Below are 21,033 nucleotides of genomic sequence, written 5' to 3'. Positions count from 1 at the left end.
TATCCAGCCCCATAAAAAACGCCGCCCCGAGGGGCGGCGTTTTGCTGTGTGCTTCTGCCAGGCTGAGGTTATTGCTTGACCAGGCTGGGATCCGTGACCTTGACAGCAGTGCCGCCGCTCATGAAGAAGCTGGCGAACTGGGTCTGCAGCTCGGTGGTCACCTTGCCGGTCGGATCGAAGTTCTCGTCCGGTGCCAGCAGCGAGCTGTGACCACCGGCCAGGATACGCACCGCATGGTGGCTGGCCGCACCGGTTGCCGTCAGCGGCTGCAGGCCGAGCAGCTTGAACAACGGCTCGGTGCCGCCCAGCGGCGCCGTGCTGATGCTGTTCGGGATCACCTGATCCGGCAGGCTGCTGGCGCCATCGCCCACGATCTCGGAGGCAAACAGCGGGAAGTCCGCCTTAATGCCTGCCACCAGGTTGACCGGGTCAGCCGAATCCAGCACCGACTGGGCGGCGAAGCTGTAGCTTTGCAGGGTGCTGGCCGCCGTCGCCTGGCTGGCCGCATCCAGGCTAGGCAGAAACTCGTTGACGAAGCAGGTCGGCACCGCCGTCTGGCAGCTGGGCGCATAGGCGGTAAAGCCAGCCTTGAGCGCCGGGCTGCCTGCGGTCAGCACGCCCATCTTGATGGTCGGGCCGAAGGTCGGCGAGTTGAGCAGCAGGGGCGCTATGCCGCCACCCGGCATGGCCAGGCCGCCGGTGTCGAACTTGAACAGGGCATTTGCCAAGGGGTTGCCGATATCCTGGTTGGAGACGGAGAGCAGATCGGCTCCCGAGATGGCCCCCAGAGAGTGCCCCAGGAAGTGTACCTTGAGCCCGGCGCCGCCGAGCTGGGTGCCCAGGCCTTTGGCATTGGCCAGCCCCACCGCCAGACGCAGACCGAGCAAGTCGGCCACGCTCTGTTTCAGGTTGTCCCGCGCCACCGTCAGGTAGCTCAGATTCAGATAGGGGGTCGGATTGCTCTCGGTCGTGACCGAATCCATGCTGCCGGTCAGGGCGTAGCCGCGCTCCCCGTGCAGCGGATGATCGATCACCACTATGGCCACATTCTTCATGGCCTGCAGGCCAGCGCCAATCTGGCTCAGGGCGATGGCGTAGGCATTCTCCTTCACCGAGGTGACGCCATGCTGGTAGATGATGACGTCTGTGATGGCTGTCAGCGGCGCGGCGGCGAAGATACGCATCGGCACCGACTGCACCTCGGTCAGGGCAGGCAACGGGTTGAAGCGACCAATATTCTGCTCGGCATCCAGCGGCTTGCCGCCCGAAGTGAGAGTCACCCCGATCAGCTTGCTCGCCTCGGCCAACAGCTCGGCCTGACGGGTAGGATCGGCAATCAACTCGCCCAGCAGGGCCGGATCCACGCTGGCACCGACCAGACCGCCGATCACCTCGCTGTCGTTCGCCTTCAGCGCATTGGCGATGGCGTAGAGGCTGGGGATGGCACCGTGCCAGGACTGGGTCTTGGCCTTGTCCCAGGAACCGGCGCTAGCCGGAGTTGCCAGGAAGTAAGGCAGCTTGACCGCCCCCGTGTAGACCTTGGTCGCAGCCGCGATACCGCTCAACTGAGGGTTGGCGCCAATGACGCTCTCCAGCAGGGATTTCTGCTCGTCCGGCAGGAAGGGCTCGGCAGCCAGCTGAGTCAGGAAATCGACCCCGCCATTGAGGTCCGTCATGGTGTAGGTCAGCGGCAGGCTGTCATTGCCCTCGGCATCCTGTTTCCACAAAGCGGCCGCATCCAGGGTCGGGCTCTTGAGAATGGAGGCCGCAGCCCCTTTCACCGCCAGCAACACATCGGCGCCGGACTGGGTACCGAACCAGTCGGAGAAGATGACATGGTCGCTGCTTACCCCGGTGGCCCCCTTGAACAGCGCCTCCTGCAGGGTCACCAGACCGTGTATGGTCTGCTCCTGAGCCGTGCTGCCTGCGCTGCCCTTGAAGTTGCTGTAATCGCTACCGGCCTGCAGCGCCTTGCCTTCGCTGTCTTTCAGGCTGTCGGTGGCGACGATCATGTAATAGGAAGAGGGGTTGAGTGGCTTGAGCGGCACCAGGTTGAGCTTGCCTCCCGCACTGGCGACCACGTAATCGCTGCCGTAGGTCAGCACCTTCTTCACGCCGCTCGGACGCAGAGCTGCACTGTCGAACGCCAGCTCCAATAGATAGAGGGGAGCGACCGAGGCGCCGAATTCAGCCGCAGCGGGAGCAGGCACCTGGGTGCCCGAGCCGGTGACAGGGACAATCTGGATAGCCTGGGTGGTGGACCAACCATCCAGGGTAGACAGAGCTGAAACCGGGTTGGAGAGATCCGCCGTCTCGGTGGAAAACTTGAGGGTACCATCGCTGGCTCGTGCGGCCAGGGCGCTAGGCCGCACCGCATTGGAGCCAGTGAGCAGGTAATCCAGGTAGCTGGACGTGTCGTCATCCTTACTGTCACTGCCACCACAACCCGCCAGCAGAGCACTGAGCACGGCTACATAAACAAGCTTCTTTTTCATATCCATGTCTCTTCTAGTTGTTATCCATACGAGTCGACGCTTCATCGTCGCCACCAACATATTAACAGGCAAGCAACAATTATCACTCATCTGGTCAGTCATCTGATCTGCTTTTTTTGTGTACAAGGTCAAGGAATTGCATTTTCAACAGACTCAATAGGTTATCAGTGACAGCGCCTTCCCCTACCCCGACCAGCCAGCAAAACCGGACGGCTTCGCAAAAATCCCCCTGGGATCGGCAAAGCAGGCAAATAGTCGGTAGAATAACGGCCATCAGATGAGGAGAAGATGTGATGATCGACCCGAAGAAACTGGAAGATATTGCCAAGCAGGTTCAAAACGCCCTGCCCCCCGGCATTCGCACCATGGGTGAAGAAGTAGAGAAGAAGATCCGCCAGGTACTGCAAGCGCAGCTCGGCAAACTGGACCTGGTCAGCCGCGAAGAGTTCGATGTGCAGACCAAGGTACTGCTGCGTACCCGTGAGAAGCTGACCGCTCTGGAAGCCAAGCTGGAACAGCTCGAACAGAAACTGGGTGGCAAGGGCGAATAGCCCCAGGGCTGCCGCGCCAGAAAACGAAAAACCCCAGCCTGGCTGGGGTTTGTTCTATCCACGTGTTCATCTGCAGGTTGAGCCGCAGAGCATTAGATGAATTCGTAAGCGTCGCCGAAGATGCGCTCAGGCTCGGCACCCAGCAGTTTGAACTCTTCCCGCGCCGCGCCTGCCATCTCGAAACGGCCCGCCACATAGATGTCGTAGTCATGCAGACTCACGAAGTCATCCATGATCGCCTTGTGTACCAGGCCGGAGCGACCAGCCCAGTCAGCCTCGGGCTCCTGCACCACGGGGATGAAGGTGAGCGGTTCGTAGCTGGCAGCCCAGCGCTCCATTTCGGCCTGCTCATAGAGCCAATGGGCCTGACGCACGCCCCAGTAGAGGAAGACGGGGCGCTTGCTGCCGTTGGCAATCAAGGACTCCAGTATCGAGCGGGCATAGGAGAAGCCGGTGCCCCCCGCCATCAGGATCAGCGGGCGGGGCGAGCTGTCTCGCAAGAAGGCCTTGCCAGCCGCCAGTTCCACTTCTATTTCACCCTGCTCGCGCATGCGGGCCAGCACCTGGCCGGCATAGGCATTCTCGGGGGTAGCCCCGATTTGCAGCTCCAGTACACCATCCCGGGTCGGCGAGTTGGCGATGGAGAAGGGTCGCTTGTCCGAATCGCTCATCACCACCAGCAGATACTGGCCCGGCTTGAAATTCACCTCTTGCAGTGGCGTCAGAGCCACGTGCCAGATGGTATCGACATATTCACGCAGCTCCGCTACGCGGCACTTGATACGTTGCATTCTATTCCTTGCGACGGGCCGAGCGACCCGCTCCTTTCATTGATTCAGACTCATGACCCAAGGGTCGTATGGTCGAGGATACCCAATTCCGTCCGAATGATATCCATCTTTCCGCCACCGCGATGCTAAGGCCACGCCTATCCAAGTCAGCCGAGAATATTCAACTCTGACCAGATGGCATCAATCTTTTGTTTGACGGCTTCATCCTGAACTATGGGTTGACCCCACTCGCGATTGCTCTCCCCCGGCCACTTGTTGGTGGCATCCAGTCCCATCTTTGAGCCCAGCCCCGAGACGGGCGACGCGAAGTCGAGATAGTCGATGGGGGTATGCTCGATGAGTGTGGTGTCCCGCGCAGGATCCATGCGGGTGGTGATGGCCCAGATCACATCCTGCCAGTTACGGGCATCGATGTCATCGTCGCAGACGATCACGAACTTGGTGTACATGAACTGGCGCAGGAAGGACCAGACCCCCAGCATCACCCGTTTGGCGTGGCCTGGGTAGCGCTTCTTGATGGTCACCACCGCCATCCGGTAGGAACATCCCTCCGGCGGCAGATAGAAGTCTACTATCTCCGGGAACTGCTTTTGCAGTATGGGGACAAATACCTCGTTGAGCGCCACGCCGAGCACGGCAGGCTCATCGGGCGGACGGCCGGTATAGGTACTGTGGTAGATGGCATCCCGACGCATGCTGATATGGGTGATGGTGAACACCGGGAACTCATCCACTTCGTTGTAGTAACCGGTGTGGTCGCCATAGGGCCCTTCCGGCGCCATCTCACCCGGCTCAAGATACCCTTCCAGCACGATCTCGGCGCTGGCTGGTACCTCAAGGTCGCAGCTCAGGGCCTTGGCCACCTCGGTGCGGCTGCCCCGCAGCAAGCCAGCGAAGGCATACTCGGAGAGCGAATCAGGCACCGGCGTCACGGCCCCCAGTATGGTGGCGGGATCGGCACCGAGTGCCACCACGACCGGGAAGCGCTTGCCCGGATGTGCCTCCTGCCATTCGCGAAAATCGATGGCACCGCCGCGATGATCGAGCCAGCGCATGATCAGCTTGTTCCTGGCGATCTTCTGCTGGCGATAGATGCCGAGATTCTGGCGCTGCTTGTAAGGACCACGGGTGATGGTGAGCCCCCAGGTGACCAGCGGGGCAACGTCTCCTGGCCAGCAGTGCTGGATAGGCAACTTGTCCAGATCCACCTCATCCCCTTCCAGCACGAGCTGCTGACAAGGGGGCGATGAGATCCGCTTGGTCGGCATGTTGAGCACCTGCTTGAAGATGGGCAGCTTCTCCATCAGCTCCTTGAGACCACGAGGCGGCTCGGGCTCCTTGAGATAAGAGAGCCAGGTACCGACCTGACGCAAGGCACTCACGTCCTGCTGCCCCATTCCCATGGCGACGCGATCCGGGGTGCCGAACAGATTGGTCAGCACGGGCATCGAATAACCCTTGGGATTCTCGAACAACAGCGCCGGGCCACCGGCCCGCAGAGTACGGTCGCTGATCTCGGTCATCTCCAGGTAGGGATCGATCTCCTGGCTGATGCGCTTGAGCTGGCCTTTCTTTTCGAGCTGCGCAATAAAATCACGCAAGTCCTTGTATTTCATGTGGGTACCGGCTGGATTCAGGAGGTTAGGCATTATAACCCCGGCGGGGTCCCTGTTGTACCCGTATTGGGCGCCAACAGCAGGGAGATGTTCGGTCGACGTTCCATGCGTGTCAATTCATCGGCCAATCGTACCAGCAGTCTGGGTTCATCGACCTCGAGCAACAGGCTGGCGACCAGACCGCCATATTGGCTGTTGCCAAGCTCGGCCAGCAGGAAATCCTGGGCCTTGATGGGCAAGGGCGAGAGTTGGCTGAGAGCCTTCAGCGCGGGTCGTTTCAGCTTGGGACTCTTGGTTGCGGCGATGAGCAGATCGCTCGCCGTTTCCCCATGTTGCAGGGAAGACAATGCCTTGAGAGCCACCAGGCTGTCATCGTCCACTGGCTGGCGCCACAGCATGAGAAAGAGTGAGGGTTCGCCCGTGCGCAGCAGCAATTGGCTCAGCAGCCGGTTATCGGGCAGAAATATGTTCAGCTTGCCCAGCGCTTGCGCCTGCTTATACAGCAAACCGGCCGGCAGCTGGGCTATCGCCTGGAGCAAAGCCTGCTGCTGCTGTGCCAGGAGGGGATTGCGGCTGTTGTAGATGCTCTTCCATTCGAAGCTGCCATTACTGAGTGCCTGTCGGTACTGTGCCTGCCAGTTCTGCTGTTGCCAATGGGTGAGCAACAGACGGGCCTCGGCGGGAAAATCATAGGCTGGCAGTTGCATCAGGAAGCCATCGACCTCCCCCTCGACCAGCCATTGAGGTGCCTTGGTTGACTGGGTCTGTACCCAAGATTGCAATAGTGCCGTGGCGGGTATGTGCTGCAGGTCTCTGATCAGCTGGTAGAGCAGAAATTCACGCTGCCCCAGACTGAGGGAGGCGAGCAAGGTATCCACCGCATCAAACTGACCGGCCTTGAGGTGCTCGAGCAGATAGCGCTGACTCTCGCGCAGTCCCTCATCGGCGACCAGGGCGCTCTTGATCGGGGGTGGCTTGCTGACAGGAGTGGCCATGGCCGTTCCCGTCAGCAGACTGGCCAGCAACAACAAAATCAATCCTTTCATGACGTCTCTATCCATGTGACATCCAGGCTTCATAGTACGGTAAATCCTTTACCAAAAACCGCGATCCCACGCGGATTGCGTCATCTTGTGGCCAAATAGGCCAATCCATCCGCCATCCAGGGACAACGCCGACTGGCTGACCGGGGCCAGCCGCCTGCCCCAACAAGGCACCAAGGCGCGAATAAACAAAAACCGCGACCAAAGGTCGCGGTTTGCACAGGGCTCGGCGAGTGCTTACTTCTGCTGACGACGCATGGAGTCGAAGAACTCGTCGTTGGTCTTGGTCGCGGCCAACTTGTCGATCAGGAACTCGATGCTGTCGATCTCACCCATGGGGTGAATGATTTTACGCAGGATCCACATCTTCTGCAGCTCATCGGGAGCGGTAAGCAGCTCCTCTTTGCGAGTGCCGGAGCGGGTGATGTCGATGGCAGGATAGACACGCTTCTCGGCAATCTTGCGCGAGAGGTGCAGTTCCATGTTGCCGGTACCCTTGAACTCTTCGTAGATAACCTCGTCCATCTTGGAGCCGGTATCGACCAGTGCGGTGGCAATGATGGTCAGGCTGCCGCCTTCCTCGACGTTACGTGCCGCGCCGAAGAAGCGCTTGGGCCTGTGCAGGGCGTTGGCATCCACACCACCGGTCAGCACCTTGCCGGATGAGGGGATGACGGTATTGTAGGCGCGCGCCAGACGGGTGATGGAGTCCAGCAGGATCACCACATCCTTCTTGTGCTCGACCAGGCGCTTGGCTTTCTCGATCACCATCTCGGCGACCTGGACGTGACGGGAGGCGGGCTCGTCGAAGGTGGAGGCGATCACCTCTCCCCTCACCATGCGCTGCATCTCGGTCACTTCTTCCGGGCGCTCGTCGATCAGCAGGACGATCAGTTCACAATCCGGATGGTTGTAGGCGATGCTCTGGGCGATGTTCTGCAGCAGCATGGTCTTACCTGCCTTGGGCGGCGCAACTATCAGGCCACGCTGGCCACGACCGATGGGGGACGCCAGATCCAGCACACGTGCCGTGATGTCTTCAGTCGAACCGTTGCCACGCTCCATGCGCAGACGCTCGTTGGCGTGCAGAGGGGTCAGGTTTTCGAACAGGATCTTGTTGCGGGCGTTTTCCGGACGGTCGTAGTTGACCTCGTTGACCTTGAGCAGCGCGAAGTAGCGTTCGCCCTCTTTCGGTGGCCGGATCTTGCCGGAGATAGTATCACCGGTACGCAGGTTGAAGCGGCGGATCTGGCTTGGGGAGACATAGATGTCATCCGGGCCAGCCAGATAGGAGCCGTCTGCACTGCGCAGGAAGCCAAAGCCATCGGTCAGGATTTCCAGCACACCGTCACCAAAGATATCCTCACCACCCTTGGCGTGAGCCTTGAGGATCGCGAAGATAATATCTTTTTTGTGGGCCCGAGCCAGATTTTCCAACCCCATGGTTTCGCCGAGCTTGACCAGCTCAGACACAGGAGTGTTCTTTAATTCAGTCAGATTCATAGTGGTGAAAGTCTGTAAGCAAGGATTGAATGGGGACGAGACAGTCTGCTGGATTGATGCCGATAGGATGGATTCGCCAGACTGTTGTTAAGCAAAGCGTCAGACAAAACGGTTAGCAAACGAGCGTTAAATTAGCACCAATCGGGGTGAGCGTCTAGGTCATAAAACACAAGGAGCGCATTATTGCAATGCGCTCCTTCTTGATAATTACAGATTGCCGTCCAGGAACTCTTTGAGTTGGGTCTTGGACAGGGCGCCGACCTTGGTGGCAGCCACTGCGCCGTCTTTGAACAGCAGCAGGGTGGGGATACCACGGATGCCGTACTTGGGGGCGGTTTCGGCGTTGTGGTCGATGTTCAGTTTGGCCACTGTCACACGACCTTCATATTCTTGGGAGATTTCGTCCAGGATAGGGGCAATCATTTTGCAAGGACCGCACCATTCTGCCCAGAAATCGACCAGAACAGGGCCATTGGCTTTGATTACATCTGCCTCGAAGCTGGCATCGCTCAGCTGAACAATCTTGTCACTCATCTCCAACTCCAGTCAGTAAATAAGGCCTTAATTGAGACGTCAACAAAGGCAATAGTTGCCCTATTTGAAATGATCCTGTTTATTATTGCAAGCCTAACCTGATAACCTACCGCCATGAGCAAAACACACTTAACGACCGATAAATTCGCCCAAATGGGCCTCGAACCCGAAGTTCTGGCTGGTCTGGAATCAAAGGGATTTCACTATTGCACCCCCATCCAGGCACTGTCTCTGCCCCTGCTGGTCGAAGGTCATGACCTCGCCGGCCAGGCCCAGACGGGTACCGGCAAGACCCTTGCCTTCCTGGCTGCAACCTTCAACTATCTGTTGACCCACCCGCTGACCAAGCCGCGCCTGGTCAACCAGCCTCGCGCCATTATAATGGCACCAACCCGCGAGCTGGCGGTGCAGATTTACAACGATGCCGAGAGCATGTCTGCCTCGACCGGGCTCAAGCTCGGCCTCGCCTACGGTGGTGAAGGCTACGACAAACAGCTGGCCGTGCTGGAACAGGGTGTCGACATCCTGATCGGTACCACGGGTCGCATCATCGACTACTTCAAATCCAAGGTCATCGATCTCGGCTGCATCCAGGTTGTGGTGCTGGACGAAGCGGATCGCATGTTCGATCTCGGCTTCATCAAGGACATTCGCTTCCTGTTCCGCCGCATGCCAGATGCCACCGAGCGTCTGAACATGCTGTTCTCCGCCACCCTCTCCCTGCGGGTACAAGAGCTGGCCTACGAACACATGAACCACCCGGAACATGTGCAGATCGAGCCGGAGCAGATGACGGGCATCCGCATCAAGGAGGAGCTGTTCTACCCCTCCAACGAAGACAAGATGCTATTGCTGCTCTCCCTGATGGAAGAGGAGTGGCCGGATAAAGCCATCGTCTTCGCCAACACCAAACATGTCTGCGAAGACGTGCAAGCCTGGTTGGAAAACGACGGTCATCGCGCCGGTCTGCTGACGGGCGACGTGCCCCAGAAGAAGCGGATGAAGATCCTGGAAGATTTCACTCAGGGTAAGCTCGACATCCTGGTCGCCACCGACGTGGCCGCCCGTGGTCTGCATATCCCGGACGTGACCCACGTCTTCAACTACGACCTGCCCGACGATGCCGAAGATTATGTGCACCGTATCGGTCGTACCGGCCGCGCCGGCAAGAGCGGTCACTCCATCAGCCTGGCCTGTGAAGACTATGCCTTCAACCTGCCGGCCATCGAGGAGTACATCCATCATGCCATTCCGGTCAGCAAATATGACCGAGATGCGCTGCTGGATGATGCAACTGCACCGAAACGGATCCACCGCAACCGCCAGCCGGTGAACCGCAACATGCGTGATCGCCAGGGTGGTAGCAACAGCAACAACCGCCGTCGCCCACCTCGCAAGAGCTAAGGGCAACCAAGTTGCACAACTCGCCGCTCTATGCCGCCATCGACCTCGGCTCCAACAGCTTTCACATGCTGGTGGTGCGCGAGGTCGCTGGCGCGCTGCGTACCGTCACCAAGGTCAAGCGCAAGGTGCGCCTCGCCGCCGGTCTCGATCCGGAATTTCGCTTAAGCCAGGCCGCCATGGCCCGTGGTTGGGACTGCCTGCGCCTGTTCGCCGAACAGTTGCAGGATATTCCCCCCGACAACATCCGGGTGGTAGGCACGGCGACCCTGCGTCTGGCAACCAACGTCGATGAGTTCCTGAGCGAGGCCGAACGCGTCCTCAATCACAATATCGAGGTCATCTCCGGCGAGGAGGAGGCCAAAACCATCTACGAAGGGGTCTCCTGGACCTCGGCGGGAGAAGGCAATCGATTGGTGATAGACATCGGCGGCGCCAGCACGGAGCTGGTGATCGGCGAACACAGCGAGGCGAAACTGCTCAACAGCCTGCACATGGGTTGCGTCACCTGGCTCAATAATCACTTTGGTGATGGCGAGCTGAGCGAGGTCCGCTTCAACCAGGCCATTGCCGCCGCCAAGGCGGTGCTGGAGAAGGTAGCGGAAGATTATCGCGCGCTCGGTTGGCGCACCTGTGTCGGCGCCTCGGGCACTGTCCAGGCGCTGCAGGAGATCATGCTGGCTCAAGGCAAGAGTGAGCGGGTTACCCTGCCCAAGCTGCAAGAGTTGATGGGTCAAGCCATCAGCTGTGGCCGGCTCGACAAGCTGCAACTGGAGGGGCTGGCAGCCGAACGGCTGACTGTGTTCCCCTCGGGTCTGGCCATCCTGATCGCCATCTTCGAGGTGCTTGGCATCGAGAGCATGACCCTGGCGGGTGGCGCCTTGCGCGAGGGGCTCATCTACGGGCTGCTTGGCAACAATCATGACTGTGATGCCAGAGATCGCACCGCAGACAGCCTGATCAGCCGCTACCAGCTCGACCGGGAACATGCCGAACGAGTCAGGGATACGGCAGTCGAGGCATTCAACCAGCTGCAACCTGCCTGGCGTCTCTCCAAGCGCTATGGTCGCCCCATCTTGCGCTACGCTGCCCTGCTGCACGAAATTGGTCTGTGCATCGAGTACAAGAAGGCGCCGCAACACGCGGCCTACATCATCGACAACATCGACATGCCGGGGTTTACCCCTGCGCAGAAAAAGCTGTTGTCGGCCCTGCTGCTCAATCAGCGGGATGAATTCAAGCAGGAGCCACTGGACCGTCAGGGGGCCGTCACCGCCCGCCAGGCCACTCGCCTTGCCCGCATACTGCGCATCTCGCTGATCCTCTGCATGCGCCGCACCCAGGGCACTGTGCCCCAGTTTACCCTGACCGCAGACGAGGATGCCCTTACCCTCAGCCTGCCCAAGGGCTGGCTGGACGAACACTACCTGCGGGCCAGCGAGCTGCGGCTCGAGGTGGAGCGCCAGCAGAAGCTCGGCTGGCCAACCCGGCTGCTGGAAGCCTGAGTCTGCACCACTCCCATCAAGGAGCGCACACCGTGACAGAGTACCAGCCCATCAGCTGTGACCTCTACGACTGGCTAGAGATTGCCGCCCGCTGGCAACTGCCGGTGACCCTCGCTAGCCGGGATGGTCGCCAGTGGGCAGACATGATCAGCACCATAGAGGCCAGGGAAGGTGTCGAATATCTGGTGCTGAAGGGTGGCGTGCGGCTCAGCTTGGCTGATCTGGCCAGTCTCGATCTGGAATGGCAGGGAGAGGTGCGCCATATCCATTTCAGGGCCCAGACCGACTGATGTGGACCAGCCTTCAGCTTGAACGTGGAGTAAGGGTTGATTGCTGCGGTTAGTCGTGTTCAGTCTGGGCCAGCGCCGCCATCACATAGACGTCAAAGCGGTTGCTCTTGGTCTCGATCGCCATGCTGGGCTTGTGCTCGTTGAGCCAGCCCGCATAGGAGGGCCGCTTCACCACCACCCGCCGCTGCGCCATCTTGAGCGCCGCAGGTAACAGAACATCCGCATCCAGATCCGGACCCACCAGGGACTGGAACACCCTCATCTCTTTCTTCACCAGCGCCGACTTTTGCTTGTGGGGGAACATGGGGTCGAGGTAGACCACCTCGGGGCGCTCGGGCAGTGCCAGCAACTGCTCGGCCGCTGGCCCCTGGATCAGCTGCATCCGCTCGCTCACCCAAGGGCCTATATAGGGATCTTGCGCCGCCCGCACCAAGCCGTCCGCCAGCAAGGCCGCCACCACAGAGCTGCGCTCTATCATGGTCACCTTGCAGCCCAGCGACGCCAGCACGAAGGCGTCGCGCCCCAAGCCAGCGGTCGCATCGACCACAGTCGGATTGGCACCCGCCTTGAGCCCAACGGCCTTGGCAATGGATTGACCCCGGCCGCCGCCAAATTTTCGTCTGTGGGCTACGGCCCCCTCCACGAAGTCGACAAAGACGGCCCCCAGCTTCTCTTCATCCAGTTTGCGCAGCTCCAGTCTGGTCTCGGTGAGGACCAGGGCGAAGGGAGCGGCAAAGCTGACCCCGGCCAGCCGTTGATGCAGGTCATGGAGCTCGCCATCGCGGGCGGGGGCTTCACAGGAAACCAGGATAGGGTACATGGGGGGACTCACGGCAACGGACATGGCGGCCATGATAGCAGAAGCGGCAACTCAGCTCACGATGGGCAGACTCATGCCGTTTCGATTCAGTTCCAGATAATTCACCAGATCATCGAAGGCCAGCGGCCTGCTGAGCAGATAGCCCTGAGTAAAGGCACAGCCCTTGTGACAGAGGAAGTTGAGCTGCTCCCGGGTCTCCACCCCCTCGATCACCACTTGCATGCCGAGGTTGTGCACTATGTTGATGATGCCATCGAGCAACAAGCTGTCCTGCTCGTTGAAGGGAATGTGGCGCACGAAGCTGCGATCTATCTTGACCAGATCCACCGGGAAAGTACGCAAATAGGTGAGTGCCGAATAGCCAGTGCCGAAGTCGTCGATGGCCAGCTTGCAACCGGCCTGGCGCAGGGCCTCGATGCGGATCCTGTGCTGATCGCTGCTCTCCATCAACAGAGATTCGGTGATCTCAATGATGATGTCGCTCGGGTTCAGCTCGAAGTGCTCTATCACCCTCAGCCATTCGGAAGCCTGGGGATCTATGGTCTGGAACTCCAGGGTTGAGCGATTGATGGACATCTGCAACTCGGGGAAACCCGAGCTCTGCAAACGGGCCAGATCGCGGCAGGACTGCCACAGCACCAGGGCCCCCAGACTCTGAATGAGACCCGCCTCTTCTGCCAGCGGAATGAAGTCAGCCGGTGATACCTGGCCCCATTGCGGGTGATACCAGCGCACCAGCGCCTCCAGCTTGGCGACCCGACCACTGCGGTTGTCCCAGATTGGCTGATAGGCCATGGTCAGCTGCTCCTGCTTGATGGCCTCCGCCAGATCCTGCTGCATCTGGTGGCGCTGGCGCACCTCTTCACGCATGGAGGCACAGTAGCTGTCGAGGGGCCGCCCCAGCCGCTTGGCGGCAAAGAGTGCCTGCTCGGCATTGCGCAGCAGCTCGTCGCTCTCGCTGCCATCGCTCGGGCAGAGAGTGACCCCTATGGTGGCGGTCACATAGAGTTGCTGATTGGCCAGCATGAAGGGGCGGGCAAAACTGCCCTGCACCTGTTTGGCAAAGACTTCCGCCTGGCGGCGGCTGACGATGCCAGGCACCAGGAAGGCGAACTCGTCCCCTCCGATACGGGCCACCAGATCCTCGGTGCGTACCCGGCTCACCAGTCGATCGGAGACCTCCCGCAGCAGGGCATCCCCCACATGGTGATCCATGCTGTTGTTGACGGCCTTGAAGTTATTGAGATCCAATACCATGAGCGCGAAGCGCTCGCCCCGCTCGCAGAAGCGGGTCAGGCTGCGGCTGAACAGCCAGCGATTCGGCAGACCGGTGAGGTTGTCGTAGTTGGCCTGGGTAGCAATTTTCTGCTCGGCGAGCTTGGTCTGGGAAATATCGCTGAAAATGGCGATATATTGGCTAATTTTACCGCCTTCGCGCAGGGCGCTGATCATCAGCTGCTGGGGATATAGCTTGCCATTCTTGCGCTTGTTCCACACCTCGCCACGCCAGATGCCGACCCGTGACAGGGTATGGTACATGTCGGCGTAGAAGGCCTCGTCATGCAGACCCGACTTGAGCAAGCTGGGGCGCTGACCACAGGCCTCCTCGCTGAGATAGCCGGTGATCCGCTCGAAGGCCGGGTTGACCGAGATGATGCGACTCTCGGCATCGCACACCAGTATGGCTTCGGAGAGATTGTCATAGACCCGGTGGGAGAGCTTGAGCTGCTCGGCATGACGGCGGGCGTCATCTATGTTCTCCAGCAGCAGCATCAGATGCTCCGGCTCCTGGCGATCGTTGCGTACCAGGGTCAGGGTGACCCGCCCCCAGAGGTCATGGCCCTGCTTGTGGCGGTAGCGCTTCTCCAGGGTGACAGCACTGCGTTCCCCACGCACCAGCTCGCCGTAGCTGGCCAGGCTGCGCAACCAGTCCTCCGGGTGGTGAAGCTCGGCGGCCGTCCTGTGCAGCAGCTCCTCCTCGCAATAACCCAGGATGTTGGCGATGGCCGGATTCGCCCACAACAGCCGGCCCTGCAGATCCAGCTTGCCGATCCCGACCGGGGCATGAGCCAGCATGGCATCCATGGCGAGGGGAGGCAGGGTGGGCGGATTCAGGGTCTGGGGCAGGCAGAGAGCCAACTCGCGACCGGCCAGAGGGGCCAACAGGCGTAGCACACTCATCACCCTGTCCATGCACTCTTGTCCCTGATGGAACCAGAGACTGCAGAGGCCTATGGTTTCGCCATGGGCATTCTTGAGCGCGATCCCGGCATAGCCGCGTACCGCATCATGGGTCATGAAGATGGTGGCGAGGGGAAACAACTGGGGCAAGCGATCGCTGAACCAGGCTTCGCCTTGCTGCAGCACTATCTCTCCTGGCGTGGCGGCGATGGGGAACACTCCCCCCCTCATGCCCAGGGTGGCCGGATAGGCGGCATGGATCTCGAACGCCAGCCCGCTGCTATCGCGCCCCGCGACCAACACAACGTCTGCCTGCGTCGCCGCCGCGAGCTCGGTCACGAAGCTGTCAAAATACCCCAGCCCACTGGTGTGGGACAGGTTTGACATGATCCGGTAGACAGATGTGAGTGCTCGCCTCATGGCAAGATGCATTCTCTCCTTTAGGTGTGAAGGCCGACTCTACTCAAGAGCGCAGGTCAGTGCAATTCGGGTCATCGCAAGGCATTCAAATTACGTTAAAAAAGGGACCAAAGGTCCCTTTTTATTGTGAAAATCACGCTGCGATCCCGCTATGGCGCAACAGTGCATCCACTTGAGGCTCTCGTCCCCGGAAGGCGCGGAACAACTCCATGGGCTCCTTGGATCCGCCCTTCTCCAGAATATGGGTCAGGAAAGCCTGGCCTGTCTGGGGGTTGAAGATCCCCTCCTCCTCAAAGCGGGAGAAGGCATCAGCCGACAGCACTTCGGCCCATTTGTAGCTGTAATAGCCAGCCCCATAACCACCGGCGAAGATGTGGGTGAAGCTGTGTTGGAAGCGGTTGAAGGCCGGTGGCGTCAACACGGCGACCTGGCTGCGCACCTCGGCCAGCAGCGCCGGGATCTGCTCCGGGTTGGCCGGATCAAACTCCTGGTGCAGGCGGAAGTCGAACAGGGCAAATTCCAGCTGACGCAGCATCTGCATCGCCGCCTGGAAGTTGCGAGCGGTCAACATCTTCTCCAGCAAGTCCGCAGGCAGCGGCTCCCCGGTTTCATGGTGGCTGGAGATGAAGGCCAGTGCCTCCGACTCCCAGCACCAGTTCTCGAGGAACTGGCTAGGCAGCTCGACCGCATCCCAGGCCACGCCGTTGATGCCAGCTACCCCAGCCACGTCGATCTGGGTCAGCATATGGTGTATGCCGTGGCCAAATTCATGGAACAGGGTGACCACTTCGTTGTGGGTGAACAGGGCCGGTTGACCATCGACCGGACCGTTGAAGTTGCAGGTGAGATAGGCCACCGGGTTTTGCAAGGAGCCATCCTGGCGATAGCGACGGCCCAGACAGACATCCATCCAGGCTCCACCCTGCTTGTGCTCACGGGCATAGAGATCCAGATAGAAGCTGCCACGCAGTTCATCTTCACTGTCGAAGATATCGAAGAAGCGCACATCCGGATGCCAGGTCTCGATGCCGTACCGTTCGCGCACCTTCATGCCAAAGACCCGGCGTACCACCTCGAACAGGCCATTGACGACCTTGCCCGCCGGGAAATAGGGACGCAGTTGCTCGTCCGAAATGGCGAACTTGTGCTGCTTGAGCTTCTCGGCGTAATAGGCGAGATCCCAGGCAGACAGGTCACTCTGGCCATGATGTTCGGCGGCGAAGGCACGGATTTCGTCGAGTTCGACTCGTCCCTGGGGTAGGGATTTCTCGGCCAGGTCGGTGAGGAAGCCCACCACCTGTTCCGGCTTGTCCGCCATCTTGGTGGCCAGGGACAACTCGGCGTAATTGGCAAAGCCGAGCAACTGAGCCAGTTCGCGACGCAAGGTGAGCAGCTCGGTCATGATGGTGGAGTTGTCCCACTCGCCCGCATTGGGGCCCTGATCAGAAGCGCGAGTACAATAAGCTGCATACAACTCTTCGCGCAGCGCCCGGCTGTCGGCATACATCATCACCGGCAGGTAGGAGGGAATATCCAGAGTAAAGAGCCAGCCCTGCAGCTCCCGCGCCGTTGCCTGCTGTTTGGCGGCAGCCAGTACGCTCGCGGGCAAACCGGCCAGCTCGGCCTCGTCCGTCACCAGCTTGCTCCAGCCCTGGGTGGCATCCAGAACATTATTGCTAAAGCGGGAAGCCAGCTCGGACAGCCGGGCCTGGATCTCGCCGTAGCGCAGCTTCTGCTCTGCGGGCAGGCCTATGCCGGACAGACGAAAGTCGCGCAGCGTGTTCTCTATCTCCTTGCGCTGGGCGGCGCCAAGGCGAGGGAAATCATCGCTCTTGGCCAGCTCGTGGTAAGCCTGGTAGAGTCCTTCATGCTGACCGACATAGGTCTGGAGTTCGGATAACAGTGGCAGGCAGGCATCGTGGGCACTGCGCAGCGCCTCGCTGTTCATGACGGAGTTCAGATGGCTGACCGGTGACCAGATGCGGGCCAGGCGATCGTTGACCTCTTCAAGCGGCGCGATCAGGCTGTCCCAGGTGTGGGATTCACTCTGGGCCAGGACATCCTGGATCTTCTGTTTGCTATCGGCGATGGCCTGCACCACGGCAGGCTGGATATGCTCAGGCTGAATGCGGCTGAAAAGCGGCAAGGAGTCCATTGTCAGCAAAGGGTTATTCATCCTGTCGTACCTCATCTCTAAGCCCCTGCTGTCCAGAAGCCTTATTATTTTGCTTGGACCACCTAAGATGTAGGCTCCGACGGTAATAATCAAGCCTTAGCCTGCAAACCCTCGGCTCGCGCACAGCTTGTAGCAAACCCCCACGACAGCCGGATACTAAGCGGTTAGACTGAGACCCTACCTATCCAGACCGCAAGGACGCCATGTCAGGACTCTTCCCCCAGACCGCAAAAGCCTTTGGCTTTAACGGACTATCCTATCGGCTGCTCTCCTATATCCTCATCTGCAGCACAGCCCTAGCTCTCATCATCACGGCCCTGCAGCTCGTCTGGGACTACCGCAAGGATGTGGCGCTCATCGAGGGCAGCATTGACCAGATTCAAGCCTCCTTTCTGCAGCCTATCTCCGCCAGTCTGTGGAACCTGGATGAAGAGCAGGTCAAGGTACAGATAGAGGGCATCATGAACCTGCCGAACATGCAGTTCGTCATGGTCAAGGAGATGCTGGGCACCTCGGAAGTGCCGCTGCTGACCCAAGGGGTAGAGCGGGACGGCTACGACATCTCCCGCGAGTTCAAGCTGACCTATCAGGGCGAGATGGTCGGAAAATTGTTCGTCGCCGCCTCACTGGATCAGGTTTATCAACGACTGATCGAGAAGTCCGTGCTGATACTGGTCAGCCAGACCATCAAGACGCTGGTGGTCTCGTTTTGCATACTGATCATCATCTACTATCTGGTGATCAGACACCTGCACCGTATCGCCCAGTACACGGAGCAGTTCAATCTGGATCGCCTCGCGATCTCGCTCACCCTGGAGGGGCGCCCCCTGCCCCGCAAGAAGCCCGATGAGCTCGATACCCTGGTCGCAACCCTCAACGAGATGCGCAGCCGCTTGCAGGACGAACTCATGGCCCGCCATCAGTCCGCCGAGCAGTTGCAGCAAGAGCGCGACTTCTCCGCCACCCTGATCAACTCGGCCAACATGGTCATCTGCTGCCTGGATCCCGATCTCACCATCGCCAGCGTCAACCCTGCAGCCATACTGCTCACCGGCTACCACCAGCAGGAGATCCAGGGTCACAACTGGCTGGAACTCTTCGTGGATGAGGCTCAGCGTGACCCAATCCGGACTCGGATTGCGGCCCAGGAGAAGATTGAGGATGAGGAGTTGCCGATGCGCGCCCAGGACGGCGACGAGCTCACCTTGCAATGGACCTTCGCCCCTTTCTACGAGGGAGAATCGCTCAAGTACTTGATTGGCTTTGGGTATGACATCACCCGCCTCAAGCGGATTGAGCGGGAAATCACCGAATTCAGCGAACAGCTCGAAGGGAAAGTGCAGGAGCGTACCCGCAGCCTGAGCGACACCAACGAGCAGCTGGGTCAGGCCTATGACGAACTCAAGCGTGCCCAGCAAACCCTGGTCGAGTCGGAAAAAATGGCTTCACTGGGCTCACTGGTGGCCGGTGTTGCCCATGAGATCAACACCCCGATCGGCATCAGCGTGACCGCCTCTTCCTATCTGCAGGAGCAGGTGGCAGGCTTCAAGCAGCACCTTGATGCCAAGCAGCTGTCGCGCAGCTATCTCAATGAATTCACCCTCAATCTGGATGAGTCCATGCAGCTGTTGCAGAGCAACCTGCGCCGCGCCTCTGAGCTGATCGCCAGCTTCAAGCAGGTGGCGGTCGATCAATCTTCGGAGGCGCGTTACAGCTTCAATGTCTCAGACAACCTGCATCAGGTGGTGGTCTCCCTCGGCCACAAGCTCAAGAAGGCCCAGTGCGAGCTGGATATTCAGTGCGATCCCAAGCTCAGCCTCTACTCCTTCCCGGGCAGCTTCACCCAGATCTACTCCAACCTGATCCTCAACTCCATCCATCACGGTTTCGACGACTGGGACAGACCGAAGAAGGTCACCATCAGGGTAGAGCGCCAGGATGACATGCTGGTTATCGACTACTCGGACAACGGCCGCGGCATCCCGGCCGCCATACTGCCACGCATCTTCGATCCCTTTGTCACCTCCAAACGGGGTCAAGGGGGCAGTGGGCTTGGCTGTCACATCATTTATAACCTGGTGGTGCAACTGTTGCGCGGCCGCATTCACTGCAGCAGCGAACCAGGCCATGGTGCCCAATTCCATATCAGCGTGCCCATGCAGGTCAGCTGAGTCCGGTCTTGGCCCGACGGATGCGGGCGATCGATGGCCCCCATCGACAGATAACTGGACATCGACTCTTGTGAGCCGGTGCTTTTGTCCCCATCATCGGGTATTGCACCCTAAACAAGTGGAGAGCCACGACCATGGCACAGCATTTTGACTATATCGCCATCGGCGGCGGCAGTGGCGGTATCGCCTCGGCCAACCGCGCCGCCATGCATGGCAAGAAAGTAGCCCTGATCGAAGCAAAAGAGCTGGGGGGCACCTGTGTCAACGTCGGCTGTGTGCCCAAGAAGGCCATGTGGTATGCCGGCCAGATTGCCGATGCGCTCAAATACGGCGCCGACTACGGCTTCGATACCACGCTCAACCACTTCAGCTGGGCCAAGTTGGTCGAGTCCCGCCAGGCGTATATCAGCCGCATTCACGACTCTTACGAGAAGGTACTGGGCAAGAACAAGATCACTGTCATCAAGGGCTTCGCCCGCTTTATCGATGCCAAGACGGTCGAGGTCAATGGCGAGCGCTACAGCGCCGACCACATCCTGATTGCCACCGGCGGTCATCCGGAAGTCCCCGGCATCCCGGGTGCCGAACACGGCATAGATTCGGATGGTTTCTTCGCCCTTGCGAGCCAGCCCAAGCGGGTAGCCGTGGTCGGTGCAGGCTATATCGCAGTCGAGATAGCCGGGGTGATGCAGGCGCTGGGCTCAGAGACCCATCTGGTAGTACGCAAGCACGGACCGCTGCGCAGCTTCGATCCCATGGTTCAGGAAACCCTGGTCGAGATCATGGCCGCCGAGGGCCCCAAGCTGCACACCCATGCCGTGCCCAAAGCCATCATCAAGAACGCCGATGACAGCCTGACCCTGCAACTGGAAGATGGTCGCCATCTGACCGTCGACTGTCTGATCTGGGCCATAGGCCGCGCCCCTGCCACCGACCAGCTCAATCTGGCCGCCACCGGCGTTGCGCCCGATGCCAAAGGCTATATCCAGACCGACAAGTTCCAGAATACCCAAGTGGCCGGCATCTATGCGGTGGGTGACAACACCGGCCGCGTCCAGCTTACTCCGGTCGCGGTCGCCGCGGGTCGCCGCCTCTCCGAGCGGCTGTTCAACAACAAGCCGGACGCGCACCTCGATTACGATCTGGTGCCGACAGTGGTGTTCAGCCACCCCCCCATTGGCACCATAGGCCTGACCGAGCCGGAGGCCATCGCCGAGTATGGCGAGAGTCAGGTGAAGGTGTACCGCAGCCAGTTCACCGCCATGTATTCGGCCCTGACCCAGCATCGCCAACCCACTCGCATGAAGCTGGTCTGTGTCGGGCCGGAAGAAAAAGTGGTCGGTCTGCACGGCATAGGTTTTGCCATGGACGAGATCCTGCAAGGCTTCGGCGTCGCCATGAAAATGGGGGCCACCAAGGCGGACTTCGACAACTGCGTCGCTATCCATCCGACCAGCGCGGAAGAGTTTGTGACCATGCGTTGAGAACGAGTAACGGGAAACTGCGTTCCCCTTCCCGCCCCACCAGCGCCGAAGA

15 protein-coding genes are annotated in these 21,033 nt (G+C 59.9%); 6 read left to right on the top strand and 9 right to left on the bottom strand.

The window, feature by feature from the left end:
• Positions 1 to 68: 68 nt before the first annotated feature.
• On the bottom strand, positions 69 to 2,495 hold the full coding sequence (locus ACSMDR_RS20835; protein ID WP_436469553.1) for a VolA/Pla-1 family phospholipase: 2,427 nt from the start codon (positions 2,493 to 2,495) through the stop codon (positions 69 to 71).
• 293 nt (positions 2,496 to 2,788) lie between these two features.
• Here ACSMDR_RS20835 and ubiK point away from each other — a divergent pair, with 293 nt between their 5' ends.
• A complete protein-coding gene (ubiK, locus tag ACSMDR_RS20830) occupies positions 2,789 to 3,046 on the top strand; it encodes a ubiquinone biosynthesis accessory factor UbiK (RefSeq protein ID WP_005897990.1) in 258 nt (85 codons plus the stop codon).
• A 92-nt stretch (positions 3,047 to 3,138) separates the two neighbouring features.
• Here the strand turns inward: ubiK and fre are convergent, their stop codons facing one another.
• From fre to trxA, 5 genes are all read right to left on the bottom strand, one after another.
• Positions 3,139 to 3,837: an NAD(P)H-flavin reductase gene (gene fre, locus ACSMDR_RS20825; protein ID WP_436469552.1), complete on the bottom strand. Its 699-nt coding sequence runs from the start codon at positions 3,835 to 3,837 to the stop codon at positions 3,139 to 3,141.
• 146 nt (positions 3,838 to 3,983) lie between these two features.
• Positions 3,984 to 5,453, bottom strand: coding sequence for a 4-hydroxy-3-polyprenylbenzoate decarboxylase (ubiD, locus tag ACSMDR_RS20820; protein WP_436469607.1), 1,470 nt, complete (start codon positions 5,451 to 5,453; stop codon positions 3,984 to 3,986).
• Between the two features lie 32 nt (positions 5,454 to 5,485).
• Positions 5,486 to 6,499 (bottom strand): hypothetical protein, encoded by a 1,014-nt coding sequence (locus ACSMDR_RS20815; RefSeq protein WP_436469551.1) that lies wholly within the window; start codon positions 6,497 to 6,499, stop codon positions 5,486 to 5,488.
• Between the two features lie 234 nt (positions 6,500 to 6,733).
• The gene (gene rho / locus ACSMDR_RS20810; RefSeq protein WP_042043959.1) at positions 6,734 to 7,999 is read right to left on the bottom strand and encodes a transcription termination factor Rho; all 1,266 of its coding nucleotides are present in this window, start codon (positions 7,997 to 7,999) and stop codon (positions 6,734 to 6,736) included.
• 207 nt (positions 8,000 to 8,206) lie between these two features.
• A complete protein-coding gene (gene trxA / locus ACSMDR_RS20805; protein ID WP_005908277.1) occupies positions 8,207 to 8,533 on the bottom strand; it encodes a thioredoxin TrxA in 327 nt (108 codons plus the stop codon).
• 114 nt (positions 8,534 to 8,647) lie between these two features.
• Between trxA and rhlB the strand changes: the two genes are divergently transcribed.
• Genes rhlB through ACSMDR_RS20790 form a run of 3 tightly spaced genes read left to right on the top strand, consistent with a single transcriptional unit; the run spans position 8,648 to position 11,729 of the window.
• Complete coding sequence (gene rhlB / locus ACSMDR_RS20800) at positions 8,648 to 9,937, top strand: ATP-dependent RNA helicase RhlB (protein ID WP_005908276.1); 1,290 nt, start codon at positions 8,648 to 8,650, stop codon at positions 9,935 to 9,937.
• 11 nt (positions 9,938 to 9,948) lie between these two features.
• A complete protein-coding gene (gene gppA, locus ACSMDR_RS20795) occupies positions 9,949 to 11,439 on the top strand; it encodes a guanosine-5'-triphosphate,3'-diphosphate diphosphatase (protein WP_436469550.1) in 1,491 nt (496 codons plus the stop codon).
• A 32-nt stretch (positions 11,440 to 11,471) separates the two neighbouring features.
• Positions 11,472 to 11,729 carry a Rho-binding antiterminator gene (locus tag ACSMDR_RS20790; RefSeq protein WP_436469549.1) on the top strand — a complete coding sequence of 86 codons (258 nt, stop codon included), beginning with the start codon at positions 11,472 to 11,474 and terminating at the stop codon, positions 11,727 to 11,729.
• A gap of 49 nt (positions 11,730 to 11,778) precedes the next feature.
• On the opposite strand, the gene ACSMDR_RS20785 is transcribed toward ACSMDR_RS20790, so the two are convergent.
• The 3 genes from ACSMDR_RS20785 to prlC form a co-directional block, all read right to left on the bottom strand.
• Positions 11,779 to 12,549 (bottom strand): class I SAM-dependent methyltransferase, encoded by a 771-nt coding sequence (locus tag ACSMDR_RS20785; protein ID WP_436469548.1) that lies wholly within the window; start codon positions 12,547 to 12,549, stop codon positions 11,779 to 11,781.
• 51 nt (positions 12,550 to 12,600) lie between these two features.
• A complete protein-coding gene (locus ACSMDR_RS20780) occupies positions 12,601 to 15,150 on the bottom strand; it encodes a putative bifunctional diguanylate cyclase/phosphodiesterase (RefSeq protein WP_436469606.1) in 2,550 nt (849 codons plus the stop codon).
• Between the two features lie 133 nt (positions 15,151 to 15,283).
• Positions 15,284 to 17,326: an oligopeptidase A gene (gene prlC / locus ACSMDR_RS20775; RefSeq protein WP_436469547.1), complete on the bottom strand. Its 2,043-nt coding sequence runs from the start codon at positions 17,324 to 17,326 to the stop codon at positions 15,284 to 15,286.
• Between the two features lie 203 nt (positions 17,327 to 17,529).
• Here prlC and ACSMDR_RS20770 point away from each other — a divergent pair, with 203 nt between their 5' ends.
• Positions 17,530 to 19,497 (top strand): sensor histidine kinase, encoded by a 1,968-nt coding sequence (locus ACSMDR_RS20770; RefSeq protein WP_436469546.1) that lies wholly within the window; start codon positions 17,530 to 17,532, stop codon positions 19,495 to 19,497.
• A gap of 134 nt (positions 19,498 to 19,631) precedes the next feature.
• Positions 19,632 to 20,981 carry a glutathione-disulfide reductase gene (gorA, locus tag ACSMDR_RS20765; protein ID WP_436469545.1) on the top strand — a complete coding sequence of 450 codons (1,350 nt, stop codon included), beginning with the start codon at positions 19,632 to 19,634 and terminating at the stop codon, positions 20,979 to 20,981.
• The last annotated feature ends 52 nt before the right edge of the window (positions 20,982 to 21,033 follow it).

It is taken from the genome of Aeromonas molluscorum, assembly GCF_051376105.1.
Classification (GTDB): Bacteria; Pseudomonadota; Gammaproteobacteria; order Enterobacterales; family Aeromonadaceae; genus Aeromonas; species Aeromonas molluscorum.
The sequence above is the reverse complement of the archived record's forward strand: the minus strand, read 5'-3'. Positions and strand labels throughout refer to the sequence as shown.

What these genes read in the sequence shown, in the direction of transcription:
- ACSMDR_RS20835 (WP_436469553.1), bottom strand. Translation starts at nt 2,495, where the DNA reads ATGAAAAAGAAGCTTGTTTATGTAGCCGTGCTCAGTGCTCTGCTGGCG.
- ubiK (WP_005897990.1), top strand. Translation starts at nt 2,789, where the DNA reads ATGATCGACCCGAAGAAACTGGAAGATATTGCCAAGCAGGTTCAAAAC.
- fre (WP_436469552.1), bottom strand. Translation starts at nt 3,837, where the DNA reads ATGCAACGTATCAAGTGCCGCGTAGCGGAGCTGCGTGAATATGTCGAT.
- ubiD (WP_436469607.1), bottom strand. Translation starts at nt 5,453, where the DNA reads ATGAAATACAAGGACTTGCGTGATTTTATTGCGCAGCTCGAAAAGAAA.
- ACSMDR_RS20815 (WP_436469551.1), bottom strand. Translation starts at nt 6,499, where the DNA reads ATGAAAGGATTGATTTTGTTGTTGCTGGCCAGTCTGCTGACGGGAACG.
- rho (WP_042043959.1), bottom strand. Translation starts at nt 7,999, where the DNA reads ATGAATCTGACTGAATTAAAGAACACTCCTGTGTCTGAGCTGGTCAAG.
- trxA (WP_005908277.1), bottom strand. Translation starts at nt 8,533, where the DNA reads ATGAGTGACAAGATTGTTCAGCTGAGCGATGCCAGCTTCGAGGCAGAT.
- rhlB (WP_005908276.1), top strand. Translation starts at nt 8,648, where the DNA reads ATGAGCAAAACACACTTAACGACCGATAAATTCGCCCAAATGGGCCTC.
- ACSMDR_RS20785 (WP_436469548.1), bottom strand. Translation starts at nt 12,549, where the DNA reads ATGTACCCTATCCTGGTTTCCTGTGAAGCCCCCGCCCGCGATGGCGAG.
- ACSMDR_RS20780 (WP_436469606.1), bottom strand. Translation starts at nt 15,150, where the DNA reads ATGAGGCGAGCACTCACATCTGTCTACCGGATCATGTCAAACCTGTCC.
- prlC (WP_436469547.1), bottom strand. Translation starts at nt 17,326, where the DNA reads ATGAATAACCCTTTGCTGACAATGGACTCCTTGCCGCTTTTCAGCCGC.
- ACSMDR_RS20770 (WP_436469546.1), top strand. Translation starts at nt 17,530, where the DNA reads ATGTCAGGACTCTTCCCCCAGACCGCAAAAGCCTTTGGCTTTAACGGA.
- gorA (WP_436469545.1), top strand. Translation starts at nt 19,632, where the DNA reads ATGGCACAGCATTTTGACTATATCGCCATCGGCGGCGGCAGTGGCGGT.